Here is a 16,011-nt window from a genome sequence, read left to right as displayed (position 1 = left end):
AAAGGCACGGCAGTGCCGTGCCATATCATGCGTTAGATGCGACTCGTGCCAAACACATGCACGCCTTGATTGAAGGGTTTGCTGTGCGCCTTGCACAGGTAGCTTAGGTTGAAAACAGCGTCTTCCTGACCCATAAAGTCATCGCGATGCAGGCAAGCGACGTAGGGATATTGCGTGATAGGGTTCTTGCCGACATGCACCAGGCCCTCAATGTCGCAGGGCAGGTAATCCAACGCCTTGGCCCAAGCGCGTGCAAACTGGTGATACAGGCCTCGTCCTTCATACCCGCCGCCCTCCGAGGGCTTCAGGCGGCCCAGTTGATGGTAGGCGTCGTAGTTCACGTACACCATGAGATGGTAATGCGGCTTATCGCTGCTTTCCTGCTCCCGGCACCATACATAGCGAATCACCGTCGAGTATTTGGTATCGGCCTTGGCGATCTCTTCGTTCAAATGGCGATAGAAGGCGCTGAGCCGTGTGTTGTCATTCGTTAAATCGATGGCAGGCATCCACTCTGGAAAGCGTAGATCAATACGGAAAGCCAGTACCCGGGTGTAATGATTAAGCGCTCGGTTTTGCGTAAGGAGTCCTCTCTCCAGGTGGTTCTCGATCAAGGGCGCCTCTGCATGCTGATTGACTTCGAAACCCCGATAATACGGATTATAGAAACAGTTCAGTTTGGTGTTCATTGGATGACGCTTGGGCTGTGATTCAAACATGTTGTGATTCCTTGTGACGTGCAGGATTAAGCGCCAAGCGCATGGCGCTGACGCGATAGGCGGTCAATGTGTGGAATGGATTAATGCCCTCAGGGGGGAGGGCTGGAACTTGAGAGCGTGTCATCGGCAATACCCAATGACGCGCCTGTAATGGCTCGCTCAATTCCCTGGCAGGGATTGAGTTGTTAAGGCGTTATTGATTAGGTTGTTAGCCCTCTTGTTAAGTGACTATAGCCAGTTGGTTATGTGTATACTACTAACCCGTCATGGAAGCTGATCAATACGTCCCGGAAAGACTGGGGATAACGAATCCAAAGCCCGGGGCGTACCGGGGTTTGTTCATTGGCCCATTTTTTAAAAACTTTCCATTGGGTGAACGCTACGATTGCAATGCTTCTCATGGGATGCGGACGGTCTGTCAAAGAATACGTGAGTGCCGTAGTTGACCTTTGGACGGGCATATCCCTAGCATTTTCCGTCAGTCACGGACCGGCCCTGACGGATAGCGGAAACGATTTAAAAGAATTTCAGCCCTGTATTACCTCCATGAAGCGTCCAGAAGAACGCTTCGATTGATGTACTTAACTCATCTTTCAGGAGGTAAGCCGATGTCGATTACGTGTCCGAACTGCGGTTCGCATCGCATCCGCCCGCGTCATCGAGGACGACAAGTCGGCGGCAGTATCGGGTGTGCGGCGGGAACGGCCAGCGGCGCGGCCGGGGCACTCAGCGGGGCCGAGACCGGTGCCCTGGCGGGTGCCTGGGCCGGGCCGGTGGGGATCACCGTCGGCAGTCTTGCCGGGGCGGTCTTCGGCGGTCTGGTGGGCGGCACGGCCGGGGGTGTCGCCGGTGCGCGTCTCGGCAAGCAACTGGATACCCAGGTGCTCGATAACTACGCCTGCCATGGCTGTGGCCGCACCTTTCGTCCCCACGCTGTGTGACCCGCCACGACAACGCCCCCACTGCCTACCGTCTTTCATTCCCTTTCATCTCATTCACGGCCCAGCCCGCTTCCTTCGAGGGAGCGGGCCGTTATGCCGTGTCCGATAGACCGTGTCCGACAGACCGTGTCCGACAGACCGTGTCTGCCATTCAGGAGATTGACCATGAGCCACAATACCCACTCTCACAGCCCGTCGTTCCCTGCGTCTGCCGAGCCGGTGAAGCGCACCGTGTTGTTTCCGCTTGATCAGACGGAGCAGGACGCCTCCGACGCCGAGTCGGCGACCATCCCCCTCTCCGCCAAGGCCAAACCCGGCAGCGTGACCGCCTCGGTCTTGGACGCCATCGAGCAGAGTGGCATGCCCGCGCCAGTCAGCCGTGATGCGCGCGTCAAGCGTCCTCTGGCCCCTCAGCGCCGTTACCGCGACCAGGCCCGGCGTCTGGTCGATACCCGAGCCCTGGATCGCAAGGCCTGGCTGGCGATCCGCCAGAGCGGGATCGGCAGCTCCGATGCCGCCGCGGCGGTGGGCCTCAACCCTTACAAGTCCCAACTCGAACTATGGATGGAGAAGACCGAGCGGACCGACACCCACCGGGAACCATCGGCGGAAGACAGCCTGACCAGTCCGCTGCATTGGGGCCAGGTGCTCGAACCCTTGGTCGCCGATCACTACGCCCGGCACACCGGTTATCGGGTCCAGCGCGTCAATGCCATCCTGCAGCACGTCGAGCACCCCTGGATGCTCGCCAACCTGGATCGCGAAGTCGTGGGTAATGACGACGTACAAGTACTCGAGTGCAAGACCGCCGGGCTATTCGGTGCCCGGCTATGGAAGGAGGGGGTGCCCGAGTACGTCCAGCTGCAGGTGATGCACCAGTTGGCCGTCACCGGCCAGCAGGCGGCCGATGTGGCCGTGCTGTTGGGCGGCCATGAGTTGCAGATCCACCGCATCGAACGTGATGAGGCGATGATCGAACAGCTGATCGCCCTGGAACGCCAGTTCTGGGACTACGTCGAGAGCGACACGCCGCCCCCGGCGGATGGCAGTGACTCGGCCGACCGGGCACTGCGGGCGCTGTTTCCGCAGGATAATGGGGAGACCGTCGATCTGAGCCATGACGTGATGCTCAGCCAGGCGTTCGTCGACCTGCAGCAGGTGCGCCAGACCCTGGACGACGCCAAGAAGGCGGAATTGCGCCTCAAGCACCGCCTGCAGCAGGCCATGGGCACCGCGACATTAGCGACGTTTCCCTCGGGTAGCCTGAGCTGGAAGCAGACCGCGCCGGTCAAGCGGCTCGATACCAAAGCACTGCAGCAAGACCATCCCGGCCTGTGCGCGACCTACCTTCGCTCGCATCCCGGTTCACGGCGCTTCGTGGTACGTCAGTAATCGGATCATATCCCAACCCCTTACCTCAGTCGACGCAACGCCTCAGAGCGCCTTCACAGGCCATCTGGGGCGTTTTGCGTTATGAGCCACCCGACACGTCATCAAGGAGGTTCCCATGCTCAAGGGACTCGCCATCACCCCACCGATTCTGGGGCGGATCACCATCGGCAAGGTGGTGGAGCAGGGCGGCAAGCGCCTGCCCCAGAAGGACGACCAGTTCACGCTCACCTCACAGCTCCAGACCCAGGAGGGCTGGATACGCCACCCGCTGGACGAGCAGCTGCGCAGCGAGCAGGAGGGCAAGCTGCGTCGACTCCCCATCCGGCTGCTGTTCAACGACCCCGATCTCAACCTGCGTGCCGAGTATGCGCTGTTCGATCGCCAGACCGCCCGGCCCTTGTGCGTGGGCGACGGCGAGCAGTGCAAGCGGCGTACCCGCGACGGCATGGAGACGCTGGAGTGTCCTTCCCCCGACGGCTGCCCACTGGCCCAGGGCGGGGCCTGCAAGCCCTATGGCCGCTTGAACGTGCTGATCGGCGATGACGACCCGCTGGGCAGCTTCATCTTCCGCACCACCGGCTTCAACTCGATTCGCACGCTCGCCGCGCGACTCGCCTACTTCAAGGCGATCTCCGGCAACCGCCTGGCCTGTTTACCGTTGGAGCTTCGGCTGCGCGGCAAGTCCACCCGTCAGAGTCGGGGCACCGCGATCTTCTATGTCGACATCACCCTGCGCGAGGGCTGGACGCTGGAAGAAACGCTTTCAGAGGCGCAACGCCTGGATGGCGAGCGTCAGCAGAGCGGCTTCGACCAGAAGGCCCTGGATCGGGCCGCCAAGGCCGGCTTCGCCAATGGCGCGTTCGAGGATAGCGCCGAGGAATCCGCCGAGGTCGTGGAGGAGTTCTACCCCGACGCGCCCCAACACCCACCGGGCGGACAGGACGCCAACGCCCCGCTGACCCTGACCGACAAGCTGCAGGCCAAGAGCCAGCAGCAGCCCCAAGGTAGTACCGACCCCAAGGCTTCCCTCGGAGAGGCTGATACCTCGCAAAGCAACGATGTCCAGCAATCCCAACCCCGCCAGGCCAAACGGGCCTGACTTCTGACGATGGCCGTTTCACCGTGCAACGCGGGATTTTGCTCTCAACCATTCCCGACTTACCCACGCTTTCGATTCACCCCCGTTTCGAATCACCCCCACGCCACCGCACCGACGACGCCCGCTGCCCTTGAAGGCGCGGGCCGTTATGCCGTGGCTGACGACAAGGAGACTCACCATGCGCATTCTCACTCACGACCAGCTGCATCGCGCAGCGCCCGCCATCTTCGCCAACCAGCCCGATCAAGCCGTGTCCGAGCGCTACGGCTTCGTGCCCACCATCAACGTGGTCGATGCCCTGCAGCAGGAAGGCTGGTACCCGGTGCGGGCCCAGCAGACCAATGTTCGCCAGGCCGAGCGCCAGAGCGTGGCCCGGCACCTGATCCGCTTTCGGCAAGACCCCGACCGTCAGATCGCCGTGGGGGACAGCGTTACCGAACTGGTGCTGACCAACAGCCACGATCGCACCGCGGCCTTTCAGCTCGATCTGGGTCTGTTCCGGCTGATCTGCCTCAACGGCATGGTCACGCCGGTCGGTGACGTGGGCGGTATCCGCGTGCGCCACGGCAAGCAGATCGTTGACGCGATCCTTGAGGGCTCGCTCCAGCTCAGTCAGCAGGTACCGCGGATTGCCGAGGGCGTCGAGGCGTTCCAGTCCACGCTGGTCAGCCAGGGCGAAGCCCAGCTGTTTGCCGAAGCCGCGCTGTCGCTGCGTTACGGCGATGACTGGCACCAATCGAGCCCCGTGCAGCCAGGGGACATTCTCGAAGCCAGACGCAGCGAGGATGCCAACGGCTCGCTGTGGAGTGTCTTCAACCGCACCCAGGAAAACCTCTTCAAGGGTGGGCTGCGCGGGCGCTCCCAGTCCGGCCGGGCCACCCGCACACGCCCCATCAACAGCGTCACCGAGGACGTGCGTCTCAACCGCGCGCTGTGGACGCTCACCGAGCGCTTTGCCGAACTCAAGGGCGCGACGGCCGCCGCCTGAATCCCGATAACCGACGAGGAGACCCATCATGACCTCAGCGACAACATGCCTACCTGACTCGGGATTTCCCCAATTAAGGGCCGGGGAGGAGCCCGGCACCTACCGCGTCAATGGCGACATCACCGACACCCAGCTGCTAAACCTGGCCAAGCTGATTGCCCAGAAACGACTGCGCAAGGGCAACCCGCTCGGTCGTCCCGAGGAAGTCCACCGCTGCCTGCAGACCCTGATGCTCGACTACCCCCATGAGGTGTTCGGCATCCTCTGCCTGGACACCCAGCACCGGCTGATCGCCTTCGATGAGCTGTTCCGAGGCACGATTGATTCAGCCAGCGTCTATCCCCGTGAAGTGATCAAGCACGCCATCGCGCGCAACGCGGCGGCCGTGATCTTGGTGCACAACCACCCCAGCGGCGACCCCGAGCCCAGCGATGCCGACCGGCGCATCACCCAGCGGCTCAAGGAAGCGCTGGGCCTGGTGGATATCCGCGTCCTGGATCATGTAGTGGTCGGTCATGAAGGGTTTGTGTCCTTCGCTGAACGGGGGTGGCTGTAGGGCCCTTGTCCAGACTCCCTGCCTCACGGCTGCCCCGACCGGCGCCGTGGGGTGGGGCACCTTGACGGGCGCTATTTTTATTTACGTAGCTGGGGGATGGAATGAGGGGAAAAGCGTTTGAAAAGTGAGGGATATGGTAAAATGTTCAACCTGAGACAGGAGAGCGCATGGCCAGTAATCATCACGACACGGGGTACAAAGAACTCTTCAGCTACCCCGAGTTTGTCCAGCAGCTGATCGAGGGCTTCGCGCCTGGCGAGATCGCCGAGCTGATGGACTTCTCGACCCTCAAGAACCACAGCGGCAACTACATCACGCCGCTGTTCGAGGAAAAATTCGAGGACGTGGTGTGGTCGGTGGAGGTCACCTGGCAGGGCGTCACCCAGCGGGTGTTCCTGTACATTCTGCTGGAGTTCCAGTCCTCGGTGGATCGCACTATGCCGATCCGGCTGATGCACTACGTGGCCTGCTTCTATGATCACCTGCTCAAGACCCAGGTCACCACGCCGGGCAATGGTCTGCCGCCAGTGCTGCCGATCGTGCTCTACAACGGCTCGGAACGGTGGACCGCCCAGCAGGACGTATATGACATGGTGCAGCCGGAACCCCCAACGTTCCTGCGGGTCTATCAGCCACACCTGCGTTACTATCTAATTGACGAAGGGCGCTACACTGACGAAGAACTGGGGCTGCGCCAGACACCGCTGAGTGGGGTGTTCAGCATCGAGAAAGCGTCTACGGACAGGAAAGGGCTGCAGCAGGCCGTGGATCGGATCGTGGCGATCATCCAGGCCGACCCCAACAAGGACCGCATCGACGCGATCATTACTCGCTGGCTAAAGCGTCATCTGCAGCGGCTCGGGGCCGAGGTCAACCTGGATCAGCTCAACAGTTTGGTGGAGGATAGAGATATGTTGGCAGAGAACTTGGAAAACTGGGCGCAGAAAGAGCGAGCTGAGGGGCGTGTTGAAACTCAGCGTGAAACGGCTCATAACCTGATTGCGCGGACAGAGATGGATGACCGGATGATCTCAGAGATCACTGGGTTGCCCATTCAAGACGTTGCCCGACTCCGGCGAGAGTCGCAGCACTGAAGCCACCATACATGCTGGCAGAGAACTTGGAAAACTGGGCGAGGCGTGAGCAGCAGCAAGGTGAGACTCGCCTACTCATCAAGCAGATCAAAATGAAGTTTGGTGAGCTACCGGAGTGGGCACAGAGACGGTTGGAGCACGCCAGCGCTGACCAACTAGATGAATGGTCTATGCGTATTCTGACCGCCAGTTCCCTTGACGAGCTATTCAAGCAGTAACAGGCTTTTCCTTCAATCTCCTCAACTGACGCACAAAAAGGGCAGCCCTCGTGGCTGCCCTTGCTGTATCTAGCTGATTTTCTTTTTATTTTGATGGCTTTCCGTCCGGTGGTTCCCCGCTGGGAGGCGGTGATACCGTCAGACCGGGCGGGGCATCGCGTGGCAGTGCCCGCAGCCGAGCCGGGCGTTCGGTGCTAGTCCCCAGCAAGGCCTTCTCCTTCTCACCGGCTTCCCGCGCCTCACGGTCCCACGGCACCGCACTGGCGGCTGTGTCCGCCGCCGACAGCAGCGAGTCGTGGCTCAGGTGGGCATAGCGCTGGGTGGTCTTCACTTGGGTATGCCCCAGTAGCTTCTGCACTTCATACAACGAGCGGCCCGCATTGATTACATAGCTGGCGAAGCTATGACGCAGATCGTGAATGCGCACGTCTCCCAGCCCCGCCTTTTTCCGCGCCGTGTCCCAGCTATGGAAGATGCTCACGAACGGCTTGCCGGTCTTGGGGTTGGGAAACAGATACCCGTTGCCCGCCATGCGCGGCAGCTTCTCCAGCAGCGTCATCATCCCCTGCGACAGCGGTACATGCCGCGTGCGTCCGGTCTTGTTGAACTCGATACGCCACAAGCGCTGATCCCGATCCAGGTCCGACCATTGCGCGTCCAGCACTTCGCGCTTGCGCGCCCCGGTCAGCAACAGCATGGCGATAATGTAGGGCAGCAGCGGATTGGGCGAGGCTTCCAGGGCCTCGAACAGCCGCAGCGTCTCGTCGTCCTTCAGGTAGCGCTCCCGTTTGTTGTTCTCCGGATACAGCGGAATCCCCGCCGTGGGGTTGCGGCTGATGCCCTCCACCTCCCATTTCAGCGCGCAGTTGAAGATATAGCGACACAGGATGATCACCCGGTTCGTGGAGCCCGGTTGATGCTTGGCGCGGTGAGCGCTGAACACCTCGATCAGGTGCTGTCGCTTGATCTCGTCCAGGTACAGCTTGCCGAGCTTGGGCAGCACATGGTTACGCAGCAGACACTCATCGGTCGACCAGCTGCGCTTGTAGCCCTTGATGTGCGGCATGTAGGCCGATTCGACGAAGTCGGCGAACGTCGGCACGCGCTTGAGTGTGCGCCGCGTCTCGAAGGGATCGCTCCCCATCGCTACCTGGGCCAGGACATCGTTCGCCGCCTTGCGTGCCTCGCTGAGCTTCATCACCGCCGTGTTGCCCAGTTTGCGCTCCACCAGCGTGCCTCGAGCATCGCGGTAGCGGATATAGAACGCCTTGTGGCCGGAAGCCAGCACCTTGAGCGATAACCCCACCACCTTGTCATCGTAGTAATCGTTACGCGCCTTCCCGGCGGGGCAGACGGCGGTATGCTCGACAAAGTGCTGACTGAGCGTGGCTTTAGGCATTATGATCTCCATCGGTTGTTAAGTGGGCGTTTATGTCACAAAAACAATCTATCGATATCTTTAGTGGCATATTAGCCTAATCGATCCTGGAGTCAAGACACCATGTACGAAACGACCCGCTTGGCCATCGCCCTGCGCATGGCGCGTGCGGCCTGCCAGCTAACGCAACAAGAGCTGGCTTCCGCGTTGGGGGTGACCAAAACCGTGATCGCTCGCAACGAAAAACCCGACATGGCGATGCGTGCCGACACCTTGGTGCGGCTTATTTACGTGATGCGCGAGCAGGGGGTCGAGATCGATGTGTTCAGCACCCTGGACAGCGTGAGGCTCTACACCACCGGGGAACATCTGGATGCCACGGCCATGCGAGTCGCCCGTGCCGCGCTCAACCTGAACCAACAGGCGTTTGCCGATACCCTGGGGCTGACCAAACCGATTGTCACCCGCGGCGAGCGTCCCACCAGCATCATGCGCTCCGATGTCATGGTCACGATGCACGATGCGCTGTATCAGCGCGGCATCAAGATCGATTGGACGCCTATCGTTCAGGATTTGACGGTGACGGTGCATCCGCGCGCGGTGGAAGCCATCGACGCCCTGCAACAAGGGGACCCGCTACCCGGCGAACCGAACGAGGAACTGGTCCCGACCACACTGGCCGAAAAGCTCCGTGGTGAGACTACGGCGAGCCATCGTGTCGAAAAGCGCAAAAAAGACACTGATAGAGGATAAGTGTGACTTTTGGCGGGAATGGACCGCATGCGGCCCAGTGGAAATGTGATGGAACGGTGGAAAGTGATAGGAATTGAATAAAAACAGCCGGTTAGGACCAAATAGCGGTCTCGATAGGGAGGCGAGATGGCGGAGAAAAGTGGAAATATGATGGGAACGGCCTGATATGGCCGTTAAAGTAGGGGAAAAAGCTAATTAAAACAGCATGTTGCTTAAAGCCGATGCTAGGACGCTCACTGAAGATACCGACGTTCTGAACGGTACTGCTGGCGATGACACCTTCCTGGCCCCGGATGGTGCGCTGAATACCTTCGACCAAATTGATGGTGGTGCCGGTCGCGATACCCTGCGTACTGAAGCTGCTGGCGACTTTACTGGTGATATTTCCAGTGTCGAGGTGGTTCGTGTCGAAGGTGACACTGCCGCAACCGTTGACTTCAATGCGTCGAATGTGGACGGTCTTGAGCAAGTTTGGTTCGTAGGCAACGAAACTGGTGCTAACGTAACTAACCTGTCTGCAAGCCAGACCGTTGGCCTGCAGAATTCTACAGGCGAGTATGGCGTTGAAACACAAGCTGGTGTTACTACCGCAAATATTGCTGTTAACAACAGCCAAGGCCAGTCCGCTATTGTGAACTTGGACACTGCTGGCACCGGTACTGTATCGACCCTGAATGTTGCTTCTCAGGGCACTGATACCCTCGTTATCGGCACTGGCAACTCTGACCTTCGCACTGTGAATGTCAATGCTGCTACGCGTTTGACTCTTTCACAAGAAGGCGCGTTCACCCTTGGCACTGGTGGTCAGAGCTTCGTATTCAGCGCTGCTGGTTCAAATGGTGACATCATCGTTGGTGATGATAACCTGCTGGAAAACGCAACTTCCGTAACGGGTGGTGCTGGCGATGACCAACTGGGCAACCTGCGTTACGTTACCGATATCGACACTGGTGCAGGAGACGACCAGTTCGATCTTTCCGACCGCCTGGCAGATGAAGCTGTAACAGCCAATGCTGGTGCTGGTGATGACGTCGTTAATGTCGGTGGCACTGATAACCTGACCCTGTCTGATAGCGTTGACGGCGGTGAAGGCTTCGATACTGTCCAACTCGTTGGTACTGACTTTACTGACCTTGGTCAGGAACAGCTGGATATTATCAACGGCTTCGCGAACTTCGAAGCGCTTCAGCTCGTTGGTACTGAGGCTGTCGCCGACGATCCGGCTACAGATGGTGTAGATGAATCCGCACCGGCAAGTCTGGCTATTAATGTGGATGCATCTGACTTCGATTACAGCAACCTTCAGTTTGGTTCTCAGCTGGAAGCTGCTGGCGCCGGTGCACTTGACGCCTCGGTAACTAATCTGAGTGCTGAGCAAACCGTAACTGCACAGCAGGCCGGTGCACTTGCTATCGACGCCGCTTCCGAAACCGTCAACGTGGCTACTGACTTCGGTACGGACCAAGAAGGCGAAGTGCTGGACACCAATGCTCTGGTCCTCACTGCTACTGTTGACGCTGCCAACGCCGTTGCCGATGCAGATGAAGTGGACGGTGGTACACTGAACCTGTCTGGAAATGGTGCGGTTACCTTCAATAACTCAACTGGCCGCGCTTTCGAGACTGTAGACGCTTCTGCGCTTGAAGGTGACCTGACTTACACTAACGTAAGCGACGTTGAAGAAACCGTTGCTTTGGGTTCTGGAAGCGACACCCTGAATGTTGTAAACGGTTCTACTTACGGCAGCATGGACGTCATCCAGAATTTCGATAGCGTTCAGGCCAACGACGAAGATGCGGTAGACACAATTACTGGCATTTTCAATGACGGTGCTGGTCTGGATCAGGTGAATACTGCTGACGCAACAAGCTTGAATGCCGCGTTCTCTTCCGCTGCACAGGCTTCTAACGGCGCTGCTGACTATGTGTTCTTCCAGTTCGAAGAGAACACCTATGTCTATGCGTCTGCTGATGACCAGTATGACGCTGGCGACTTCGCTCTGCAGATCAATGGCGTCCATGACCTGTCTGCTGAAAACGAAGTGTACGCCGCCTAAGCTATCTATTAGCTAATTGGCATATAAACCCCCAGCTTCGGCTGGGGGTTTTCTTTTTGGGCTTGCCTAGCGAAAATTCTGAGTATTCATCCCAAGTGAAACTAAAGGAAACCGCATGGCTCAATGGATCGCGGTATCCCGCACCGAACATGCCGACAACTATTTCTGGCCCCGCCAAGGTTATTTATTCGCCGCCAAGGATCAGGTTGTCCCGGTACTGATCGCGGAACTGACCAGACTGCTGCCGCACTATGCGCTGGGTTTCATCCGGCAGGGCGAAAACTATCGGCCCGTGGCCCTGACCGGCTTGGGTGGGGAACGTAACCTGTACGTGCATACCGATGGTCGCTGGTTGGCGAGTTACGTGCCTTCGGTGCTGCGGGGGTATCCCTTCCGCATGGCCAACACTGACAACGGCCAACAAGTCTTGGCGATTGAACAGGACAGCTTGACCGATGAACCGTCCGCCCAGCCGATGTTCGACGAGGAAGGCAATCTGACAAGCCGTGTCCAGCAGACGGTAGATTTCCTTACCCAATGCGATAAAAACCGTCAGGCAACCGCTGCGGCCTGTCAGGCATTATCTCAAGCGGATGTCATCGAAGAATGGCCGCTCAAGATCGAACGTGGGGAAGGGCAGGAACCGATCACCGTGCAAGGGCTCTATCGCATCAACGAGAAGGCGATGAACGAGCTTGCCGCTGAAGCCTTTGCCGGTCTGCGCAAGCACGGTGCCTTGGCGTTGGCCTATGCCCAGCTGTTCTCGATGAGCCAGCTCTCGCAGCTCATCGAGCGGGCCAAATTCCACGAGAAGCTCCATGCCAAGCAGGCCGACCAGTCAGCCAGCCGGGACATCGATAGCCTGCTGGATGGCGATGAGGACGATCTAACCTTCGATTTTGGCGACTGACCCCATGCTGAGCGACCTGGGCATTCATGGTAGGCTAGGGCATCCTGAATACGGTGGGCTTTGATGTTCTGTCAGCGATTCGGCTTGGAAGTACACGTTACGCGCCATGCACGTGAACGGATGGTGCAACGGGGGATTACGGAAGCGTTGCTAGGCGAGCTTCTGGAAACTGGCCAGACGCGCTATAAGGACGATATCCGGCTATGGATCGCCAAGGCGATGGAAGGGCGTAATGACAATCTGGTCTGTGCCGCCGTGGTACTTGAAGATAAGCTGATCGTCAAAACTGTCATGCATCACTTCCAGTGGGAGGACTGACCATGCGCACCACATACGATGAAGCTGACGATATTCTGGTCGTGCATCTTTCCGAGAAGGCCATCGCCAAGGAAGCTTCGCAGGATTGGAATACGCATATCAGCTATGCGGAAGATGGGACTATCGTGGAAATCGTGATCCTGGAAGCTTCCAAGCAGGGTGCATGGCCATTGTTGCGTAGTCATGCGGCCTAACAGGTTGTGATAAGCCAGGATGGCGACGACGATGATCTGGCCTTGGATTTCGGGGGTTGGTCCCGTACCCCATGGCGGTTCACTTCACTCCTGCTGATAAGACCACTGTCCATGGCCGATACCGCTACCCAGGCAAGTCAGACCGTGACCATCGACGGCACCGAGTACAACCTGGCGGACCTGTTCGAGACTGCCCATAGCCAAGTGGCCAACCTGCGCGTGACCGGTCCGGCACGGCTCCGGCCTCAAGTAGACGAGTCGGCAAATCTTTCTGACCAATGATTGAGAAGTAAGGAAGAGGATACGGCCTGGCATGACCCGTTCGGTTGGCTACACTGGGGTTGTCGGAATTCACTTAACTTTCCGATAGTTGAGGTCAACGCATGTCGTGGCTGCAGGCCACGGCGCTCAGGATGATCGATGATGCGATGCCCGTCGGCCAGTGTCGGGGCCGTATCGTCGAGCAAGTGAAAGGATCCCATGCCATGCCAGCTCAGCCATTCTTTGCGTATACCCCGCTGTTCCATCCCTTCCGTGATCTGGCTTTTGATGTACCTGACGTTATCGAGACACGTCTGACGGAACTGAGAAACGTCATCGAGAGCTTCATTACCGATATCCGCGAGGCATTCGAGAGAGACGGCGCCGATGGCAATGCAAACGATGACGAGCCCGGTACGCTGGTCATCGACGAGTCAGGAACGCTGGACGCTTCCACCTTCGAAGGTCGGCTCGAGAGTGTCGATACGCTGCGCTTCACCAGCAACGTGACGGCCGATGCCGAACACTTCGCCGATGTCAGCGATATCCTCCTCGAGAACGGTGCAACGCTGATCAACCTGGGTAACGAGCAGACCGTTACGGCTCTTAATGGGAGCGTCGATGGACAGGGCGAACCTCTTATCCTCGAAGAGGCGGGAGACGAGGTCAATATCATCACGGACTTTGCCGGGCGCGGCAGGCATATCGACTCGCAGGAAACCCTCGAGCTGGTCGTCGAGCCGACCAGCGAGGAACTCGAGGCGCCTTATCAGTACGAGTTCGGCACCCTGACGCTCTCGGGCGATGGCGCCGTGAACTACGAAGATACCGGGCGAGGCTTCAAGGAAATCGATGCTTCGTCGCTGTCGGGCGGCCTGACATTCTCGGGCAACACCTACGTCTGGGAGCAGGTCACCCTGGGGGAAGGCGCCGATACGCTGAACATGGCGGGGCGTTCCAACTACCATTCCGCTGACTACATCACGGGATTCGATGCCAACGAGGATACGCTGGACGTGATCAGTGGCGAGTACGGTAGGGTCGAGGTGATCGAGCCCGAGGTGGAAAATTGGGATACCGGCGCGCTGATCGATGCCGAGCAGCAGGCGATAACGGTCTCGGCGGAGCATGACGGCGCCTATGTCGCTTTCGAGACGGACGACAGCACCTATATCCTGGCGGATACCGAGGGGCGGATTCCCGGCCAAATCAGCGATGGCGACTTCGAAATCAAGCTGGTCGGCACCACGGGATTGACGGAGACCCTGGCCGCCGAAGGGGCTCTCTAGCAACTGCCAACGAAGACGATGCCGCCTGGCTCTCTCTGGGCGGCTGTGTGCCGTTCGCGCCGCATCTGAACACACATCCCGCCGAAGGTTTCAATCCGCCTTGTCCAGGGCTATTCAAAAAAGCGGGTAATTAATCACCCGGGATCCGACACCTAACAAGATATGGTCAGCCAACTGATCGAGATGGCGAAAGCGGATTTTTTCGAGTCCTGACTTGAAATCCATGTTTACGTTATGTCTAGCGCCTGAAAGGTATAAGTATTGCTTCCTTCTCAGGTTAGCCATTCAATGGGATACAGCTACCTAGCTGTCGTTATGCATTGTTCTGAAGTCCTTAAATACTGCATATATTCTAGCCAATAGGCATGGCGATTCATGAATGGGTGAAAATCGACCCTATTGTTCGGGTCTACCTTTGAGGCCAAGATGTCTAGTTGTGAACTTGATGTGTTCTCTTCGCAGGCGAATTGACGGGCATTATCCCAGGCCTGTGATTTCATCTTCATGTCGTTGGCCATCAGTTGATTACCGGCATAGTTCAAGGCTGCCATGCAGCTAAGCACTAAGGCAACGAGCGCCAACAGGCATTTGCGTGATCTTTCCGACTTGAAAACAAGGGAAAGCGCCGTGACAAGGCATAAGAACAGAATACCAATACCCAGGTAAGACGTTCGGCTATCAAGGTACCCGCAGCTACCTCCCTCCAGGCACCATGTTTGGTACTTGCTGGTCGCTGCCAGTGGCAGCGTTACATACAGCATTAAGAGTAGAGAAAATACTGATAGCACCACGATCTTGCGTAAGGAGAAACGTGGCAAGCGCAAAAGCAAAGGCCAGCAGCAGGCTAGTGTGACTACACCCACGAGGATGGACTCCGCCCATGTCGTGACTGATACCTGAGTGACGTCTAATTTTGGAATTTGATAGAAAGCCGTGCCCGAAAAAGCGTGCAGTATCGCGGTGGTAAGGAAACGACCAATATTGGACAGACCATCCGGTGTATTGCCATCGTACTCTGAAGGAAACACAACTCTGAATGCTATATTGATCACCAATACGATCAGAGTCAGTAGGCTATCCTCCAGTAACCGCCGAGCCCGGATGGGAATAGGGCCTAGATAGTACTGGCGGGTTTCTCTTTGCGGGCTGGCAGCATTGGCGAAGTGTTCGGCTGCTATCAACGCCGTAGCGAAAAGAAATACGTATTCGCTAACTATCATGGACAAAGCCATCACTATATAAAGTATGCCCTGCAACAATTCAGGACTCTGCGGTCGAAACCATAAATATAAACGTAGACTTATAAAAATAAAAAAGGGCAGGGTATTCTGGAGCGGGTAGGATGTGGGTGGCATATGCTCATAAACGAGCGGATGCAGGCTCAATAGGCAGAGGAATATCAATGCTGTTGTTGCAAACTTCTCCTTAGCAATGAGTTGACTAGCATACACGGAAAACAAGGCCATTATGCCATAATAACCGGCTACCATGATGCCGCGCGTAACAATGTTGCCAGCGAGGAGCGAGCCCAATGCATTGAGAGGAGTCATAAAATACTGTGCGACACGTCCATCATGGATTGCAGTTGTATCGGCTGCTTGCCAGACTTGATCCCACCCTTGCCACGCGTATTGTAGAAAAAGTGCGCCATCGGCTGTTAGCCGATACCCCTGTATGAATTGAGTGAACTGCAAAGCAAATAAAAAAATCAGACCCACCATGAGAAGCCAGTTAACGTGCCTTGTACTTTCGCGCTCTTGGTAAACGATTTGCTGTTCTGCGATCATTATCTCTAGCATCTATGTTTTTAGGTAATGTTAAAATAATCCGTCGAATAAGTATTCT

The 16,011-nt window shown here is 57.7% G+C and carries 17 protein-coding genes; 14 read left to right on the top strand and 3 right to left on the bottom strand.

All coding sequences use genetic code 11. The features are described from left to right. Positions 1-32: 32 nt before the first annotated feature. Positions 33-719 (bottom strand): YagK/YfjJ domain-containing protein, encoded by a 687-nt coding sequence (locus ACW4DH_RS13115; protein ID WP_459636841.1) that lies wholly within the window; start codon positions 717-719, stop codon positions 33-35. Between the two features lie 608 nt (positions 720-1,327). Between ACW4DH_RS13115 and ACW4DH_RS13110 the strand changes: the two genes are divergently transcribed. From ACW4DH_RS13110 to ACW4DH_RS13080, 7 genes are all read left to right on the top strand, one after another. Further along, positions 1,328-1,660, top strand: a complete 333-nt coding sequence (locus ACW4DH_RS13110; RefSeq protein ID WP_459636840.1) for a hypothetical protein — start codon at positions 1,328-1,330, stop codon at positions 1,658-1,660. 165 nt (positions 1,661-1,825) lie between these two features. Next, on the top strand, positions 1,826-3,052 hold the full coding sequence (locus ACW4DH_RS13105; RefSeq protein ID WP_459636839.1) for a YqaJ viral recombinase family nuclease: 1,227 nt from the start codon (positions 1,826-1,828) through the stop codon (positions 3,050-3,052). A gap of 115 nt (positions 3,053-3,167) precedes the next feature. Beyond that, a complete protein-coding gene (locus ACW4DH_RS13100; protein ID WP_459636838.1) occupies positions 3,168-4,151 on the top strand; it encodes a recombination directionality factor in 984 nt (327 codons plus the stop codon). A 178-nt stretch (positions 4,152-4,329) separates the two neighbouring features. After that, positions 4,330-5,139 carry a DUF932 domain-containing protein gene (locus ACW4DH_RS13095; protein WP_459636837.1) on the top strand — a complete coding sequence of 270 codons (810 nt, stop codon included), beginning with the start codon at positions 4,330-4,332 and terminating at the stop codon, positions 5,137-5,139. Between the two features lie 28 nt (positions 5,140-5,167). Then, on the top strand, positions 5,168-5,695 hold the full coding sequence (gene radC / locus ACW4DH_RS13090; RefSeq protein WP_459636836.1) for a RadC family protein: 528 nt from the start codon (positions 5,168-5,170) through the stop codon (positions 5,693-5,695). Between the two features lie 167 nt (positions 5,696-5,862). After that, positions 5,863-6,789, top strand: coding sequence for an Rpn family recombination-promoting nuclease/putative transposase (locus ACW4DH_RS13085; protein ID WP_459636835.1), 927 nt, complete (start codon positions 5,863-5,865; stop codon positions 6,787-6,789). Between the two features lie 11 nt (positions 6,790-6,800). Continuing rightward, positions 6,801-7,007 carry a DUF4351 domain-containing protein gene (locus ACW4DH_RS13080; RefSeq protein WP_459636834.1) on the top strand — a complete coding sequence of 69 codons (207 nt, stop codon included), beginning with the start codon at positions 6,801-6,803 and terminating at the stop codon, positions 7,005-7,007. An 85-nt stretch (positions 7,008-7,092) separates the two neighbouring features. Here ACW4DH_RS13080 and ACW4DH_RS13075 read toward each other — a convergent pair whose 3' ends face one another. Continuing rightward, entirely contained in the window at positions 7,093-8,406 is a 1,314-nt protein-coding gene (locus tag ACW4DH_RS13075) for a tyrosine-type recombinase/integrase (RefSeq protein WP_459636833.1), read from the bottom strand. A gap of 102 nt (positions 8,407-8,508) precedes the next feature. Here ACW4DH_RS13075 and ACW4DH_RS13070 point away from each other — a divergent pair, with 102 nt between their 5' ends. The 7 genes from ACW4DH_RS13070 (at position 8,509) to ACW4DH_RS13040 (ending at position 14,166) form a co-directional block, all read left to right on the top strand. Beyond that, positions 8,509-9,138: a hypothetical protein gene (locus ACW4DH_RS13070; protein ID WP_459636832.1), complete on the top strand. Its 630-nt coding sequence runs from the start codon at positions 8,509-8,511 to the stop codon at positions 9,136-9,138. 205 nt (positions 9,139-9,343) lie between these two features. Then, positions 9,344-11,194 (top strand): beta strand repeat-containing protein, encoded by a 1,851-nt coding sequence (locus tag ACW4DH_RS13065; RefSeq protein WP_459636831.1) that lies wholly within the window; start codon positions 9,344-9,346, stop codon positions 11,192-11,194. A 115-nt stretch (positions 11,195-11,309) separates the two neighbouring features. Beyond that, positions 11,310-12,104 carry a SapC family protein gene (locus ACW4DH_RS13060; RefSeq protein WP_459636830.1) on the top strand — a complete coding sequence of 265 codons (795 nt, stop codon included), beginning with the start codon at positions 11,310-11,312 and terminating at the stop codon, positions 12,102-12,104. A gap of 84 nt (positions 12,105-12,188) precedes the next feature. Next, positions 12,189-12,422, top strand: coding sequence for a DUF4258 domain-containing protein (locus ACW4DH_RS13055; protein WP_459636829.1), 234 nt, complete (start codon positions 12,189-12,191; stop codon positions 12,420-12,422). A 2-nt stretch (positions 12,423-12,424) separates the two neighbouring features. Then, a complete protein-coding gene (locus ACW4DH_RS13050; RefSeq protein WP_459636828.1) occupies positions 12,425-12,616 on the top strand; it encodes a DUF2283 domain-containing protein in 192 nt (63 codons plus the stop codon). A 111-nt stretch (positions 12,617-12,727) separates the two neighbouring features. Continuing rightward, on the top strand, positions 12,728-12,898 hold the full coding sequence (locus ACW4DH_RS13045) for a hypothetical protein (RefSeq protein WP_459636827.1): 171 nt from the start codon (positions 12,728-12,730) through the stop codon (positions 12,896-12,898). A 101-nt stretch (positions 12,899-12,999) separates the two neighbouring features. Continuing rightward, the gene (locus ACW4DH_RS13040; RefSeq protein ID WP_459636826.1) at positions 13,000-14,166 is read left to right on the top strand and encodes a hypothetical protein; all 1,167 of its coding nucleotides are present in this window, start codon (positions 13,000-13,002) and stop codon (positions 14,164-14,166) included. Positions 14,167-14,465: 299 nt separating this feature from the next. On the opposite strand, the gene ACW4DH_RS13035 is transcribed toward ACW4DH_RS13040, so the two are convergent. Next, positions 14,466-15,953, bottom strand: a complete 1,488-nt coding sequence (locus ACW4DH_RS13035; RefSeq protein ID WP_459636825.1) for a hypothetical protein — start codon at positions 15,951-15,953, stop codon at positions 14,466-14,468. Positions 15,954-16,011: the final 58 nt, after the last annotated feature.

The sequence above is a fragment of the Halomonas sp. WWR20 genome, from assembly GCF_054602495.1.
Note: the sequence above shows the minus strand (reverse complement) of the source record. Positions and strands in the feature narration are given on the sequence as shown.